Source organism: Kitasatospora sp. NPDC058032, assembly GCF_042885845.1.
Taxonomy (GTDB): domain Bacteria; phylum Actinomycetota; class Actinomycetes; order Streptomycetales; family Streptomycetaceae; genus Kitasatospora.
Genome location: NZ_JBHVRK010000052.1, coordinates 1 through 15,954 on the forward strand (window position 1 = coordinate 1; position 15,954 = coordinate 15,954).

Here is a 15,954-nt window from a genome sequence, read left to right on the forward strand (position 1 = left end):
CTGGCGTTGTTCGCACCCGACACGGCCTTCGACTCCTCTCCGTCCGGCCACAGCACCTCCCACGAGACCCCGGCCCCCGCCGACCGGCGCTCGCCTGGGCTGGCCCGCATCAGCGCAACCCCGGCCCGAGCCGCCCACTGCGCAACCCGGGCGGCCTCACCCGGTGGATCGTTCACCGTCGTCCCCTGCACCACCCCGACCCGCCGCCCGTGCAGCACGCCCGGCAGCCCCTCGACGTGATCGGCGTGGAAGTGCGTCGCCAGGAAGAGCGGCACCCGGCTGATCCCCAGATCACGCAGACAGCGGTCGGCGTCCTGCGGATCCGGGCCGGCGTCCACCACCACCGCGCTGTCGGGCGGGTCACCGTTCTCCGGTGCCACCGGCAACACCAGCATGTCGCCCTGCCCCACGTCGCACATGACCAGCCGCCAGCCCGGCGGCGGCCAGCCGGTCGCGATCCGGGCCAGCGACGGAGGCCGCAGCAACACGGCGAGCAGGACGAGCAGCAGCACGCCCACCGCCACCGGGCGGAGCCTCCCGCGCGGTCGACGCCCACCGGTTCCGTCGGCGGCGCGCCGGGGCAGCAGCGACGGCATCACGCAGCAGAGCGCGGCCGTGCCGAGGGCGAGGCTCACCGTGCCGACCCACCCACCCGGCCAGGACAGCCGACCCCCCGGAAGCTCCGCCCCGTGCCGGGCGACCGCGGCCAGCCAGCCGGCCGGGACCGCCGCGGGCTCGGCGAGCAGCCGGGCCAGCGAGGGCGAGAGCGGGTCGAGCGCCAGGACCGCGAAGCCCAGCAGGGTCGCCGGGGCCACCGCCAGCTCGGCCAGCAGGTTGCACGGGATCCCGACGAGGCTGACGTGCCCGGAGAACACCACCGTCACCGGCGCGCAGAGCGCCTGCGCCGCCGCTGTCGCTCCGACGGCGCCCGCGAGGTGATGCGGCCAGCCCCGCGCCCGCAGGGCGTCCGCCCAACGCGGGCCGAGGACCAGCAGGCCGGCCGTGGCGAGCACCGACAGCAGGAAGCCGAAGGAGCGCGCCAGGTACGGGTCGAGGAGGACCAGCAGCAGGGCCGTGCCCGCCAGCGCCGGCACCGCCTGGCGCGGGCGGCCGGTGGCCAGCGCCAGCAGTCCGATCAGCCCCGTCCCCGCCGCTCTGAGCACGCTGGGCTCCGGGCGGCAGATCGTCACGAAGGCCAGGGTGACGGCGGCGCCGAGCAATGCCGTGGTGCGCAGCGGGATCCCGAGCAGGGCGGCCAGTCCGCGCCGTTCGGCGGTGCCGGCCCGCCCCGGGGCGCCGAGCAGCACGCCGAGCACGATCGCGAGGTTGGCCCCGCTGACCGCGACCAGGTGGGCCAGGTCGGTGTCCCGGAACGCCTCCCAGAGGTCGTCCGGCAGCCGCGAGGTGTCCCCCACGACGAGGCCGGGCAGCAGTCCGCGCTCGTCCGACTGCAGGCCGTCGGTGGCCGCCCGCAGCCCCGCGCGCAGCCGCCCGGCGATCCGCTGCGGCAGGCTCGGCGGCGCGAGCGTTCGCGGTTCGCCGTGTGCGATCAGCAGCGCCGCCGACTCGCCCCCGCGTTCGCCCGACGGACGGACCGCCACCTCGGTGGCGAGGCGGGTCGAGGGCAGTAGCCGCTCCCACGCGCCGGTGTCCGAGCCGCGGACCAGGACGGTGACCGGCGTGCGGGTGCGGACGGTACGCGGGCCCGACCTGCCGGGGAGGGCGCCGTCGGGAACGGCGACGCGGTCCACCACCGCGTCCACGGTGAGCAGTGCCTGGCCGGAACCGGAGCCGGCGCCGTGGGAGACGCGCACGCGCGGGTCACCGGTGAGGGTGAGGTCGACGCCGACCTCGGGTGCCGGGCCGGTGGCGTGCGCGAGTTCGGGCAGTGGCCCGCGGCGCAGGTCGGCGGTGTGCAGGAGAGTGGCCGCCGTGGCGGCGGCAGTGGTGAGCAGCACGGCGGCGAGGGTCACGGTGGCGGACCGGCGGCGGAGCGGGCCGGAGCCCGCACCCGCCCGGCGGGCGAAGAGGACCAGCCCGAGGAGCGCGGTCACGCCCGCCGCCACCGTGAGGGAGGCGACGTGCCCGGGGCCCAGGCCGAGGACCGCGGCCGTCACGGCCCAGGCGGCAACGGCGGGCAGCAGCAGCCGGAGGTCGTTCGGGCGAGGTGGGGCGGGGACGGCAGAAGCAGGAGTGGGAGTGGGAGCAGCGGTGGCGATGACGGCACCTCCTCTCGGGCAGGGGCAGCGGACGGGGGCGGGGTTGTCGGACTGTCAGAGGGTGAGCAGCGGCCGGAGTTCCGTGTAGGTGCGCTCGCCGATCCCGCTCACCTGCCGGAGTTGGTCGAGCGAGCGGAACGTGCCGCCGTGGGAGGCACGGAAGGTGAGGATGCGCTGGGCGAGGGTCGGGCCGACGCCTGGGAGCGTGTCGAGTTGTTCGAGGGTCGCGTGGTTGAGACTGACCGGCTGCTTCGACGCACCGGCAGACGGCGGCCCCGGGCCCGCCCCGGTGGCCGGTTGAGGACTCGGCTCGCCGACGAGGATCTGTTCGCCGTCCGCCAGGACGCGGGCCAGGTTGAGGTTCCTGGTGTCCGTCCCGGGCAACGGCCCACCGGCCACCCGCAGGGCGTCCGCAACCCGGGAGCCACCGGGCAGGATGTGCACTCCCGGGGAGCCGACCCGGCCTCCGATGTCGACCACCACGACGGCGCCCGGCGCCGCGCCGCCGGTGTCGCTCGCGTTCGCGTCGCCCGCCGCGCCACCGGCCACGGCCTCGGGCGGGCCCGGCCCGGGGGTGGCGGCGGACGGCACCGAGGCGACGGCGATGGCCGGCACCTCGACCCGCTGCGGCCGTGCCAGCCAGAAGTGCTGCACGCCGTAGCCGACGGTGAGCAGCAGGAGGACGAGGAGGCCGACCACCGCCCGCCGGTCGAGCGTCAGCGCATGGCCCGCCCACGGACTCGCCGCGGGCCCCGGCAAGGGCACGGCCTCCTCGGGCGCGGCCCGGTCGGGCCCGGGGCCGCCGGGCGGCGGCGCACCGGGCGGCGGCGCACCAAGTGGCGGCCGTGCACCGGAGTCGGTCGGCGCCGCGTACACCGGGGGTTCGGTGTCCGGCGGATCCCCGGCCTCGGGCAGGAGGGCCGCCATGCGCAGGCTCGCGGTCTCGTTGACCCGCTGGATCTCGTGGCGCTTGCGTGCGCCGATTCGCATGCTCGTCATGCGGAGCACGGTAGGAACCGCGCGAGCAGGGCGCGGTGATTACCGAATACCTGTGGAAAACCCGGGGGTTGTGGAAAAAGAAGCTCACCCTCAGGAGGGAGGAAGGGCGTCAGGCGTTGACAGCCCGTCGCCCGTCACCGGGGTGAGACCACCACCGCCAGCAGCCCCGGTCCGACGTGCGCGCCGATCACCGCCCCCACCTCGCCCACGTAGAGGTCGCGCAGTCCCGGTACCCGTTCCCGCAGGCGCGCGGCGAGCGGCTCGGCCCGGTCCTCCGCCGCCAGGTGGTGGACGGCGATGTCGACCTCCCCCTCCCCCGCCCGCTCGGCCGCGATCTCCTCCAGCCGGGCGATCGCCCGCGACGCCGTGCGGACCTTCTCCAGGGGCTCGATCCGCCCCCCGTCCAGGTGCAGCAGCGGCTTGACCGCGAGCGCCGAGCCGAGCAGCGCCCGCGCGGCGCCGATCCGGCCGCCCCTGCGCAGGTACTCCAGGGTGTCGACGTAGAAGAACCCGCTGGTCACGGCCGTGCGCCGCTCGACGGCCGCCACCGTCCCGTCGAGGTCCGCGCCGGCCTCGATCGCCTCGGCCGCCGCCAGCACCCCGTACCCGAGGGCCATCCCGACCAGCCGGCTGTCCACCACCCGCACCGGGACGGGCGCCTCGGCGGCCGCGAGCCGCGCGGCCTCCGCCGTCCCGGACAGCTCGCCGGAGATGTGCACCGAGACGATGCCCCGCGCGCCGGCCTCGGCGGCCGACCGGTAGGCGGCGGCGAAGGACTCCGGGCTGGGCCGGGAGGTGGTGACCCGGTGCTTGCCGCGCAGGGCCTCCGCGACGTCCTTCGGGGAGATCTCGACGCCCTCCGCGCGCACCTCGTCGCCGACCGCGACGCTCAGCGGGACCACGGTGATCCCGTGCCGGTCGACGGCGTGCTGGGGCAGGTAGGCCGTGGAGTCGGTGACAAGTGCGAGGTCGGCGGGCATGAGGCGGAGGTTACTCCCCACCCGGGCCGGACGGCAGCATCCGGGTCACCGCTCGATCGGGCTCGGCCGGGCTCAACCGGCCGAGGGTCCGGCGGACGGCTTGCGCAGCCGCTGCGCCAGCTTGGCCACCGGGTCGGCGAGACCGAGCAGGTCCTCGGCGCTGGGCCGGCCGCCGCGGCCGTCGGTGAGCCCGGGCCGGGCCCCGCCCGTCGCCCCCGTCCCAGTGGCCGCACCGGACCCACCGGCCGAACCGGCCTCGCGCGCCGCACCGGAGACGCCCGCAGCACCCGCAGCACCCGCAGCACCCGCAGCAGTGTCCCAGTGCCGCAGCGCCCCCGCCTCGTTCTCGCACTCCTGACTCAACCGGCTCAGCTCGTCCTCCGCGAACCGGTGCAGCCGGTCCTGCGCCGCCCAGCGCATGCTCTCCGCCGAGCGCGTGATCCGCTCGGCCCGCTCGCGCAGCTCCGGCAGCTTCGCCGCGACACGCCCGGCGTCCGGCTCGCGCTCCAGCATCCGCAGCTCGCCGTCCAGCTCCGCCGCATGGGCGTCCAGCCGGGCCAGCAGCGCGAGCGACTCGCCGAGCTGGCCGTCCTGGGCGACGGCGCCCTGCAGGACCTGCCGGGTGCCGTCCAACGAGGTGCGCAGGCGCAGGCGGACGGCGGAGATCTGTCCCTGCGGGCCGGTCTGGGTGTAGGTCTTGGCCTTGAGCGTGACGTTCTCGACCGCCCGGCGGGCCTTGGCCTCCTGGCGTTCCATCGTCTCGCCGACCGCCCGGGCGGCCTTGACCAGCCCGACGACGACGAGCACCGCCACCCCGAGCCCGAACAGCACGGAGAGTACGAGCAACACCCCGAGGATCTCCATCACGTGCCACCTTCCGCCAGCCGAACCGGCCCCACCGGGCCCAACGCGGGCCGACCCACCGTGGGTTCCACCGTAGCCCCGGCAGCCGCCCCGCGGGCGGTCGATCAGGGCCGCCGGGCCGGAGTTCAGGGGCGGATTCAGGGACGACTAGGGGTGAACCCCGAGCCCCAAGCCCCGCGCCCCAAGCCCCAAGCCCTGCCCGCGCCCCCCACGCCCGTCCCCCGAAAACGCCGCGGGGCGGACGCTCCCGAAGGAACGCCCGCCCCGCCGCCGGCAGCGGCCTCAGCCGGTGACGATGTTGACCAGCTTCGGCGCCCGCGCGATCACCTTGCGCACCTCGGCCCCGCCGATCGCCGCGACGACCGCCGGGTCGGCCAGCGCCAGCGCCTCCAGCTCGGCGTCCGAGATCGACGGCGCGACCTCCAGCCGGGCCTTGACCTTGCCCTTGACCTGCACCACACAGGTCACCGTCTCGTCGACGACGTACGCCGGGTCGGCCACCGGGTAGTCCGTGTAGGCCAGCGACTCGCCGTGGCCCAGCCGCCGCCACAGCTCCTCCGCGATGTGCGGGGCCAGCGGGGCGACCGCCAGCACCACCTGCTCGGCCACCGACCGCGGCGTGGATCCACGCTTGACCAGGTAGTTGTTCAGCTCGATCGCCTTGGCGACGGCCGTGTTGAAGCGCAGCCCGGCCATGTCCCCGCGGATGCCGTCGACGGCCTTGTGCAGGGCGCGCAGCGTCGCCTCGTCCGGCTCCTCCTCCGTCACCACCAGCTCGCCGGTCGTCTCGTCGACGATGTTGCGCCACAGCCGCTGCAGGAAGCGGTAGGAGCCGACGACGGCGCGGGTGTCCCACGGGCGGGAGACGTCCAGCGGGCCCATCGACATCTCGTACAGGCGCAGCGTGTCGGCGCCGTACTCGTCGGCGATCTCGTCCGGGGCGACGGCGTTCTTCAGGGACTTGCCCATCTTGCCGGCCTCGCGCTTGACCTGCTCGCCCTGCCAGAAGTACTGGCCGTCGCGCTCCTCGACCTCGGCGGCGGGCACCGGGAAGCCGCGCTCGTCGCGGTAGACGTCGGCGGTGATCATGCCCTGGTTGAACAGCTTGTGGAACGGCTCGACGGACGAGACGTGGCCCAGGTCGTGCAGCACCTTGTGCCAGAAGCGGGCGTACAGCAGGTGCAGGACGGCGTGCTCGGCACCGCCGACGTACAGGTCGGCGCCGCCGCCGGGCTTCTGCTCGGTGGGGCCCAGCCAGTAGCGCTCGTTGGCCGGGTCGACGACCTGCTCGCGGTTGGACGGGTCGATGTAGCGCAGCTCGTACCAGCAGGAGCCGGCCCAGTTGGGCATGGTGTTGGTCTCGCGACGGTACGTCTTCGGGCCGTCGCCCAGGTCCAGCTCGACGTTGACCCAGTCCTCGTTGCGGGACAGCGGGGTCTTCGGCGTGGAGGTGGAGTCGTACGGGTCGTAGGTGTGCGGCGAGTAGTCGTCGACCTGCGGGACCTCGACGGGCAGCATCGACTCGGGCAGCGCGTGCATGACGCCGTCCTCGTCGTAGACGATCGGGAAGGGCTCGCCCCAGTACCGCTGGCGGCTGAACAGCCAGTCGCGCAGGCGGTAGTTGACGGTGCCTTCGCCGATGCCGCGCGCGGTCAGCCAGGCGGTGACGGCGGCCTTGGCGTCGACGACGCTCAGGCCGTTCAGCGCGATGCCGTCCGCGGTGCCCTCGTCGTGGGCCGAGTTGACGATGACGGAGTCGTAGGTGTCGAACGCGTCGTCCCAGTCGGCCGGGTTCTCGCCGCGCCCGTCGGTGGGCTCGACGACGCAGCGCATCGGCAGGTCGAAGGCGCGCGCGAAGGCGAAGTCGCGGTGGTCGTGGGCGGGGACGGCCATGATGGCGCCGGTGCCGTAGCCCATCAGCACGTAGTCGGCGATGAAGACCGGGACGGGCTCGCCGCTGACCGGGTTGACGGCGTAGGCGCCGGTGAAGACGCCGGTCTTGACCTTGGCCTCGACCTGTCGCTCGACGTCGGACTTGGCGGCCGCGGCGGCGCGGTAGGCGGTGACGGCCTCGGCGGGGGTGGCGGCGCCACCGGTCCACGCCTCGCGGGTGCCCTCGGGCCAGGCGGCGGGCACGATCGTGTCGACCAGCTCGTGCTCGGGGGCCAGGACCATGTAGGTGGCGCCGAACAGGGTGTCGGGGCGGGTGGTGAAGACGGTGATCTTCCGGTCCCCGCCGACGCTGCCGTCACCGACGCTGCCGTCACCGACGGCGCCGACCCGGAAGTCGACGCGGGCGCCCTCGGAGCGGCCGATCCAGTTGCGCTGCTGCAGCTTGATGGCCTCGGGCCAGTCCAGCAGGTCCAGGTCGGAGATCAGCCGGTCGGAGTAGGCGGTGATCCGCATCATCCACTGGCGCAGGTTGGACTTGAAGACGGGGAAGTTGCCGCGCTCGGAGCGACCGTCGGCGGTGACCTCCTCATTGGACAGCACGGTGCCCAGGCCGGGGCACCAGTTGACCGGCACCTCCTTGGCGTAGGCCAGCCGGTACTCGCCCAGCACGTCCTCGCGCTCGGCGCCGTTCAGCTCGGACCAGGCACGGCCGCCGGGGACCTCACGGCCGCCGTTCTCGAACTCGGCGACCAGCTCGGCGATCGGGCGGGCCTTGGCGGCCTGCTCGTCGTACCAGGAGTCGAAGATCTGCAGGAAGATCCACTGCGTCCAGCGGTAGTACTCGGGGTCGATCGTGGCGATCGAGCGGCGCGGGTCGTGGCCCAGGCCCAGCCGGCGCAGCTGCTGGCGCATGTTGGCGATGTTGGCCTCGGTGGAGACCCGCGGGTGGGTGCCGGTCTGCACGGCGTACTGCTCGGCGGGCAGGCCGAAGGAGTCGTAGCCCAGGGTGTGCAGGACGTTGTAGCCGTTCATCCGCTGGTAGCGGGCGAAGACGTCGGTGGCGATGTAGCCCAGCGGGTGGCCGACGTGCAGGCCGGCGCCCGACGGGTACGGGAACATGTCCATGATGAAGCTGTGCGGCTTCGCGGCGACGTCGGCGCCGGCCGGGTCGACCAGGTCGCCGGCCGGGTTGGGGGCGTGGAACGTCCCCTCCTTCTCCCAGATGTCCTGCCAGCGGGACTCGATCTCCGCCGCCAGGGCGGCGCTGTACCGGAACGGCGCGGTCGCGGTGTCGGCCGCACCGGACGCAGGGGTCGTCTCGCTCATGGTCCTTCAAGCTCCATCGATGTCAGTTGGCGAACCGGCGTACAGGGCCGGCGGCGGGGCGGGTGCCCGGGCGTGGCCCGGACGGACGCCGGGCGGCGGGCCCGGGCGGAAAACAAAAAAGCCCCTCGCAGGAGGGGGTGCCACGCCGACTCCGGCTCCGCCCTCGGGCGTGGCCGGTCCTGGTCAGCGCGGCCGACTAAGGAGCAGGCGCGCGGTTCGCATGGGCTCAGGGTACCGCAAGGGGGTCGGCCGCCTCCCGGGGATATCGCCGACGCGCCTTCCGCCCCGCGCCCCGCCACCCGGCGCTACGACCCCTCCGACGTGCCCACGCCCGCACGCGATGCACCCGCCGAGCCCGCCCCCTCCCCGCCCACCGGACCCCCACCGACCGAACCCGCACCCGTCGCACCCGCCCCCGCGCCCGCGCCCGCCACGCCGCCCCCCGCCGACCGGAACGCCGCGTCGATCCCCCGCAGCGCCCGCGCCACCCGCTCCGACTGCATCCCCGCCGCCAGTGCCCGCGCCCGGTCCGCGGTGCGCGCCGCCTCGACGGTGTCGCCCGCCAGCCGTTGCGAGTCGGCCAGCCGGACCATCAGCAGCGCCCGCACCCGCGCCCGGCCCGGCCCCAGACCGCCCACCGCCTCGGCCAGCAGCGCCTGCGCCCGCCCGTGCTCGCCCAGGAACAGGTACCCCTCCCCCACCATCCCCGCGAGGTCCGCCCGCTCCTCGCCCCCGGCGCCGCCCGGGGCCCCGTCCAGCTCCGCGAACGCCCGCCCCGCCGTCTCGGCGAGCCCGGCCGCGTCGCCGCGCCGCCCGTGGGCGCGGGCGATCCGGCCGAGCTGCAGCGCCCGGTCGGCCGGGCCGAGCCCGTCCCCGGCCGCCGCCACCGCCTGCGCGAGCGCCGTGACCACGTCGAGCCCGCGCCCGCCCGCGCTCCAGGTGGCCAGCACCACCAGGCCGCCGAGCACCGCCACCCCGTCCCGGCGCCCGCCGCTCAGGTGGGCGGCGCGCAGCGCGGCGGCGAACGCCCGCTGCGCGGTGGCGTCGTGGCCGAGGTCGAAGGCGGCCCAGGCGGCGAGCCGGGCAAGGCGGCCCGCCGCGCCGTACAGCGCCCGGCCGAGCGGTTCGTCGTACCCGCCGAGCTCCAGCAGCTTGGCGACCATGGCCAGTTCGGCGCGGACGGGGCCGAGGACGAGTCCGCCGCCGCAGGACCGTTCCAGCCGCACTTTGCTGCGGTGGGTGGCGGCGAGTTCGCCGATCAGTGCCGGGTCGACGCGCAGCGCGCCGTCGCCGGAGAGGGCGGGCGGCGGGGTGACCAGCCGGCGGGCGGCCTCGGCGACGTCGGCGCCGCGGAAGAGGTCGGTGAGACGTACGGGGCCGGCGTCGGCGGCGGTCTCGCGCAGGGCGGTCTGCGCGGTGTCGGCGGTCCACGGGTCGGTGAGCAGGCGCGGGGAGAGGATCTTGGCGCCGCGGTGGCCGCCCATCGGGCCCCAGAGCTGCTCGTAGGTGACGGCGATGCCGAGGGTGCGGGCGAGCACCTCGCAGACGGCCTGGTCGTGGGGGCTGCGCGGGACCATGCCGCGGTCGCGCCACTTGTAGGGGGCGGTGGAGCTGATCGCGAGCCGGGCCGGGACGGTGAGGTTGACCTCGCGGGCGAGCCGCTCCGGGCTCCAGCCGAGCTGGTGGAGAATCCGGGCGAGTTCCTCGTTGCGTCTGCGCTCCAGATCGGCCATGGATCCGACGGTAGCGGTCCGCCGGGGGCCCGTGCCGGGAGGTCGTGGAAAAGCCGCGAACGCCGAAGGCCGCCTCCCGTAGCGGGAGGCGGCCTTCGTTTCCTGTGGAGCTACGGGGAATTGAACCCCGGACCTCTTGCATGCCATGCAAGCGCTCTACCAACTGAGCTACAGCCCCTTGACCTGCGATGTCACCGGGGGTTTCGTTCCGTTTCCCTCGGCGACATCGACTACTTTACACGGTCCGGGGGGTGCTCCACGAATCCGTTCCCGCGAGGGCCCCCTACCCGCCCGCCGACCGCTCCTCCCGGACCTCCGCGACGGCCCCGGCGCGGCCGGTGACCGCACCCCGGGCGGCGCCCCGGACAGCCACCCGGGCGGCGAAGCCGGTGGCCAGTGCGACGGCCCCGCCGACGGTGGCCGTGGCGAGCAGCAGCGCGTGCCCGGAGTCGGCGGCGGACGCCGGCGGGTCGACCGCGCCGAGGAACACCGAGCCGACCAGCGCGATGCCGATGACCTGGCCGAGCTGGACCGCGGTGACCACGACCCCGCTGCCGTCCGCCGCGTCGGCGGGGGCGACCCGGGCGAGCGCCCGGGTGACCAGCGGCGCGTAGGCGCAGCCGCCGAGCAGCCCGAGGACGGCGGAGAGCGCCAGCGCCGCCGCACCGACCGCGGAGCCGTCGCCCAGCAGGACGCCGAACAGCACGTAGCCGACGGCGAGCAGGCCGGCGCCGAGCGTCGGCAGGACGCCGTGCAGACGCCCGGGCAGCCGCTGCCAGTACAGGCCGGCGACGCCGAAGCCGGCGGCGATCGGGGCGGAGTCGAGCCCGGCGCGCAGGGCGCTGTACCCGAGCCCGGACTGCTGGTGCAGGGCGAAGGAGAACATGAAGCCGGCGAAGGCCAGCAGGATCATGAACACCGCGCCGACGGCGGGCAGCAGTCCGGCCGCGCCGAGGACCCGCCCGCTGATCAGCGGCTGCCCGCCGCGCCGCGCGATCCGCCGCTCGACGACCGCGAACAGGGCGAACAGCAGCGCGCTCGCGCCGAGCATCGCCCAGCCCCAGCGGGGCCAACCGAGTTCGTGGCCGAGCACCAGCGGGACGACGAGCAGCCCGATGGCGGCGGCGAGCACCAGCAGGCCGGGCACGTCGAAGCCGCGGTCGCGGTCCCCGGGCAGCTTCGGCAACAGCCGGGCGCCGGCCGCCAGCAGCAGCACGCCGATCGGCAGGTTGACCAGGAAGACCGGGCGCCAGCCGGAGCCGAACAGGTCGGCGCTGACGAGCACCCCGCCGAGCACCTGACCGGCCGCGATGCCGCCGGCGAGGACGGCCGAGTACAGGCCCAGGGCGCGGACGCGGGCCTGGCCGGTGAAGGTCCGCTGGATGAGGCTCATCACCTGGGGGACCATCAGGGCCGCTCCGGCGCCCTGGAGCAGCCGGGCGGCGATCAGCCAGCCGGTGCCGGGGGCCAGCCCGCAGGCCAGCGAGGCGGCGGTGAAGGCGGCCAGGCCGCTCTGGAAGAGCCGGCTGTAGCCGTAGCGGGCGCCGAGCCGGGCGCCGGTGATCAGCAGGACGGCGTAGGCGACGGTGTAGCCGGCCACCACGAGCTGCAGGGCGGCGCCGGAGGCGTGCAGGTCGGTGCGGATGGTCGGCACCGCGACGTTGACGATGGCGGCGTCGAGGACGGCCATGAACTGGCCGCCGAGCACGAGAGCGAGGAGCGGTCCGGGCCGGCTGCCGGACGCCGTACCGGGCCGGGCCGCGGGGGCACCGGCCGCCGTGGCCGCCCCGGCCGCTCGGCGCCGGGTCTGGAGATCGGTCATGCGTCGAGCCTCACGGCGGCCCGGTACCAGTGGTTAGTGCCTGCGGATCCTGGTACTGACAGCACCTGTTTCGGCCCGCGCGGCTGCGGCACGATGGCGGGTATGACCGTCGTGGACACCCCCGGCACCGTCAAGTCCCCCGTCGCCGAGAAGCCCCCCGTCGCCGTCGAACCCGCTGCCGTCGAGCCCGCCGTCGGCGAGGCCCCCGCCGACCGGCGCGACCGCCGGCGCACCGAGCTGGCCGACTTCCTGCGCGCCCGCCGCGCCCGGGTCTCCCCCGAGGACGTCGGCCTGCCGCCCGGGCTGCGCCGCCGCACCCCGGGCCTGCGCCGCGAGGAGGTGGCGCAGCTCGCCGGGGTCGGGGTCACCTGGTACACGTGGCTGGAGCAGGGGCGCCGGATCAACGCCAGCGCGCAGGTGCTCACGGCGGTGGCCCGGGTGCTGCTGCTGGACGCCGCCGAGCGCGCGCACCTGTTCCGGCTGGCCGGGGTGGCGGTGCGGCCCACGGCGTTCCCGGATCCGGTGCTGGACCCGTCGACCCAGCTGATCCTGGACGCGCTGGTGCCGCTGCCGGCCGCGGTCTCCAACAGCCGGTACGACGTGCTGGGGTGGAACTCCACCTACGAGGCGCTGTTCGCCGCGAGCCGGGTGCGGACGGCCGACGGCTGGTTCAACAGCCTCTGGTGCACGGTGACCAGCCCGGAGTGCTGCAACCCGTTCCTGAACCGGGCCGAGCAGCTGCCGACGATGGTCGCGGTGCTGCGCGGCGCGTACGGGCGGCACGTCGGCGAGCCGGCGTGGGAGGAGTTCGTGCGCTCGCTGCTGGAGGCGAGCGAGGAGTTCCGGGAGCTGTGGGCCCGGCAGGAGGTGTCCTCGCGGCGGACGTCGCTGAAGGTGTTCCGGCACCCGCGGGTGGGCGTGCTGCGGCTGAACGCGACGTACCTGACGATCCCGGGGATCCCGGAGGCGTACGTCGCCGTCTACACCCCGGACGGGCCGGAGGACCGTGCGCGGGTGGAGCGGCTGGCGGCGCTGGGGCCGGGCGGCTGGACCGCCCCCTGCGACCACGCCCGTACCGGGCCCACCGGGTGAGCCCCCGCCCGCCGCACGGGGAGCGGCGGGAACGCCGGAAGGCCGCCACCCATCGGATGACGGCCTTCCGTAGTCTGTGGAGCTACGGGGAATTGAACCCCGGACCTCTTGCATGCCATGCAAGCGCTCTACCAACTGAGCTACAGCCCCGCGACACACGTGGTCCTCGCGGACCCCGGGTGCGGAGTGGAGCTACGGGGAATTGAACCCCGGACCTCTTGCATGCCATGCAAGCGCTCTACCAACTGAGCTACAGCCCCTCACTCGCCGGATTTCCCGCTTCCCTTCCGGGCCGCTTTCCCTCCGTGCGAACGAGGAAGACTCTAACCGCAAAGGCCCGGAACTGCGAAATCCGCTCCCCGGGGCCCCCTCCGCACCCTCACCCGGGGGACCTCAGGTGTCGTCGCCGATGACGGGCTGGGGCAGGGTGCCCGCGTTGTGCTCCAGCAGCCGCCAGCCCCGCGCGCCGCGGCCCAGCACGGACCAGCAGCAGTTCGACAGTCCGCCGAAGCACTCCCACAGCGCCGGCTCCAGGCCGAGCATCCGCCCGAGCATGGTGCGGATGGTGCCGCCGTGGCTGACCACGACCAGCGTGCCGCCGTCGGGCAGCTTGCCTGCCGCGTCGAGCACCACCGGCACGGAACGGTCGGCGACCTCGGTCGCGAGCTCACCGCCGCCGCGCCGGACCGGCTCGCCGCGGGTCCACGCCGCGTACTCCTCGGGGTGGCGCTCACGGATCTCCGCGTTGGTCAGCCCCTGCCAGGAGCCCGCGTAGGTCTCGCGCAGGCCCTCGTGGTGCTCGACGTCCAGGCCGGTGACCGCGGCCAGCTCCTCGGCGGTGCGCCGGGCCCGCTGGAGGTCGGAGGAGATCAGCAGGTCCGGACGCAGGCCGGAGAGCAGCCGGGCGGCCCGCTGGGCCTGCAGCACGCCCTGCCCGGTCAGTTCGATGTCCGTGGTGCCCTGGAAGCGGGATTCGAGGTTCCAGGAGGTCTGGCCGTGCCGCCAGAAGACGATGCGCGGACCCCGCGCGTCCCGGCTCAGCTGTAGTCCTCGGCGCCGAAGTCGTCCGCCGGGGCGACCTCGGCCGGGGCGACGGCGTTGCCGGCCGCGTCGGTGTGGGCGTCGGGGCGGTTGCGGGAGGCGATGGCGTCCTCCGGCAGCGCCAGCTCGGGGCAGTCCTTCCAGAGGCGGTCCAGCGAGTAGAAGGAGCGCTCCTCGGAGTGCTGGACGTGCACGACGATGTCGAGGTAGTCGAGCAGGATCCAGCGGCCCTCGCGCTCGCCCTCCCGGCGCACCGGCTTGATGTCCAGCTTCTCGCGCAGCTGGTCCTCGATCTCCTCGGCGATCGAGCGGACCTGGCGGTCGTTGCTCGCGGAGGCGATCAGGAAGGCGTCGGTGATCGACAGCACCTCGCTGACGTCGAACGCGACGATGTTGTGGGCCAGCTTGTCGGCCGCCGCCTGGGCGGCGACGTTGATGAGTTCCTGGCTGTGCTCAGTGGCGGTCACGGTGTTCTTCCGGCTCGGCGGCTTGGGGGCGCCCCGGGCGCGGCGCGCCGGGGATCGCCTTCCAGGATCTCACGCCGTCCGGGCGGCCCCGGAACCGTTTTTCCGGGGCCGCCCGCCGTCCGCGGCCGGGCTACTGGGCCTTCGGCGGCGCGTAGTCCTTGCCGAGGACGACGACCAGGTCGGCGTTCTGCGCGTCGGTGACCTTCTTCACCGCCGTCTCCGGCAGATTGAGGCTGGTCGCCAGCGACTTCGCGGCGGCCTGCCGGGCGTCGTCGGTGTAGCGGATCTCACTGGCCGGCTGCGGGGTGCCCTTGGCGCCGCCGGGCACGAAGGTCAGGCCCGCGTTGACCACCTGGACCTGGGCGGCGGCGGCCGCCTGGTCGTTGCCGGTGGCGTCCAGGAGGGAGACCCGGGCCGGCGCGTCACCGCTGGTCGCGGCCTTGACGGTGCCGCCGAGCACCTCCTTGACCTGCTGGCCGGCGGTGGCCTCGTCGAGTGAGCCGTCCGGCTTGACGGTCAGCGCGCTGGTGCCGAACCGGCCGTCCTTGGCGAGCTGCGCCATCTGTGCGAGCACCCCGGCGAGCGCGTCCTCGGGCAGCGAGGGGTCGAGCACCGCGTTCATCCGGTGCACGTCGTCCTTGGCCTCCTTGAACTCGACCGGCATGGTGCGCACCACCGCGTCCATCACCTGGCCGAACCGGGCGAGCTGCGCGTCGCGGTTCTCGCCGCCGTTCTGCAGGGTGGCGTAGGCCACCGCCGCCTTCCCGCTCAGCAGGGTGTTCTTGCCCGCGGCGGCGAGCACCTTGCCGTCCGGCTTGCCCCCGTCGTGGACCTCGGCGTTGGTGTCCACCCGGACGCCGCCGAGCTGGGCGACCAGCAGTTCCAGGTACGGGGTGTCGAGCCGCCAGGTGCCGGCGACCGGGGCGCCGAGCACGGTGGTCAGGCCGTCGCGGGTGCCGGAGGCGCCGAGGGTGTCCATGGCCTGGCCGATCGTGGTGACCGGCGGGTCGCCGGGGCCGGGCAGCCGCAGCGTGTCCGGCAGCAGCAGGACGGTGCCCTTGCGGCCGGAGGCGTCGTTGACCAGCAGCGCGCTGGAGACCTTGCCCTGGAGGTCGCGCAGGTGGACGACGTTGACCTGGCGCGGTCCGGCGGCGCCGGCCGCGCTCTTCCCGTCGCCGCCGGTCAACCAGAGGTAGCCGCCGGTACCGGCCGCGGCGAGCGCGAGGACCACGCCGGCGCCGATCAGCCGGGTGCGCAGCTTCCGGCGGCGCTCGGCGCGCACCTCGCTGCGGGACTCGGCGAACTTCAGCCAGTCGATGACGTCCTCGGACTTCTCCGCCTCGTCGTCGACGAAGGTGAACTCGTCCGTGGGGTAGCCGTCCTCGGCGCCGCCGGCGGCGGTCCTGGCCCGGGCCGGACGGGCACCGCCGACCTGCTCGGACGGCGCCGCGGGCCGGGCGGGGGCGGCCGGCTCTGCGGCGGCCGGGCGCGGCACCGGGGGGCGCGGCGGCGCCACGG

11 protein-coding genes and 3 tRNA genes are annotated in these 15,954 nt (G+C 75.1%); 1 reads left to right on the forward strand and 13 read right to left on the reverse strand.

What is annotated here, in order from left to right; all coding sequences use genetic code 11:
• From ACFVUH_RS36950 to ACFVUH_RS36985, 8 genes are all read right to left on the reverse strand, one after another.
• Positions 1–2,117 (reverse strand): ComEC/Rec2 family competence protein (locus tag ACFVUH_RS36950; protein WP_387917997.1); only part of this gene is annotated, 2,117 nt, incomplete at its 3' end.
• A gap of 156 nt (positions 2,118–2,273) precedes the next feature.
• Entirely contained in the window at positions 2,274–3,218 is a 945-nt protein-coding gene (locus ACFVUH_RS36955) for a helix-hairpin-helix domain-containing protein (protein WP_387917999.1), read from the reverse strand.
• 134 nt (positions 3,219–3,352) lie between these two features.
• Positions 3,353–4,198: a DegV family protein gene (locus ACFVUH_RS36960; protein ID WP_387918001.1), complete on the reverse strand. Its 846-nt coding sequence runs from the start codon at positions 4,196–4,198 to the stop codon at positions 3,353–3,355.
• Between the two features lie 72 nt (positions 4,199–4,270).
• On the reverse strand, positions 4,271–5,062 hold the full coding sequence (locus tag ACFVUH_RS36965) for a hypothetical protein (RefSeq protein WP_387918003.1): 792 nt from the start codon (positions 5,060–5,062) through the stop codon (positions 4,271–4,273).
• A 282-nt stretch (positions 5,063–5,344) separates the two neighbouring features.
• Entirely contained in the window at positions 5,345–8,281 is a 2,937-nt protein-coding gene (gene leuS / locus ACFVUH_RS36970; RefSeq protein WP_387918004.1) for a leucine--tRNA ligase, read from the reverse strand.
• 305 nt (positions 8,282–8,586) lie between these two features.
• Positions 8,587–10,014 carry a hypothetical protein gene (locus tag ACFVUH_RS36975; RefSeq protein WP_387918005.1) on the reverse strand — a complete coding sequence of 476 codons (1,428 nt, stop codon included), beginning with the start codon at positions 10,012–10,014 and terminating at the stop codon, positions 8,587–8,589.
• Between the two features lie 105 nt (positions 10,015–10,119).
• Positions 10,120–10,192: transfer RNA gene (locus ACFVUH_RS36980), tRNA-Ala, on the reverse strand.
• Between the two features lie 105 nt (positions 10,193–10,297).
• The gene (locus tag ACFVUH_RS36985; RefSeq protein ID WP_387918007.1) at positions 10,298–11,836 is read right to left on the reverse strand and encodes an MFS transporter; all 1,539 of its coding nucleotides are present in this window, start codon (positions 11,834–11,836) and stop codon (positions 10,298–10,300) included.
• 102 nt (positions 11,837–11,938) lie between these two features.
• On the opposite strand from ACFVUH_RS36985, the gene ACFVUH_RS36990 reads away from it, so the two are divergent.
• Positions 11,939–12,928: a helix-turn-helix transcriptional regulator gene (locus ACFVUH_RS36990; RefSeq protein WP_387918008.1), complete on the forward strand. Its 990-nt coding sequence runs from the start codon at positions 11,939–11,941 to the stop codon at positions 12,926–12,928.
• Between the two features lie 77 nt (positions 12,929–13,005).
• Here ACFVUH_RS36990 and ACFVUH_RS36995 read toward each other — a convergent pair.
• The 5 genes from ACFVUH_RS36995 to ACFVUH_RS37015 form a co-directional block, all read right to left on the reverse strand.
• Positions 13,006–13,078, reverse strand: a tRNA-Ala gene (locus ACFVUH_RS36995).
• Positions 13,079–13,115: 37 nt separating this feature from the next.
• Positions 13,116–13,188 (reverse strand) — tRNA-Ala (locus ACFVUH_RS37000).
• Between the two features lie 133 nt (positions 13,189–13,321).
• Positions 13,322–13,969: a histidine phosphatase family protein gene (locus tag ACFVUH_RS37005; protein WP_387918011.1), complete on the reverse strand. Its 648-nt coding sequence runs from the start codon at positions 13,967–13,969 to the stop codon at positions 13,322–13,324.
• Positions 13,966–14,436, reverse strand: coding sequence for a ribosome silencing factor (gene rsfS / locus ACFVUH_RS37010; RefSeq protein ID WP_355372238.1), 471 nt, complete (start codon positions 14,434–14,436; stop codon positions 13,966–13,968). The genes ACFVUH_RS37005 and rsfS overlap by 4 nt, the downstream gene beginning before the upstream one ends.
• Positions 14,437–14,566: 130 nt before the next feature.
• The coding region (locus tag ACFVUH_RS37015; RefSeq protein WP_387918010.1) for a LytR C-terminal domain-containing protein at positions 14,567–15,954 on the reverse strand (1,388 nt) is incomplete at its 5' end.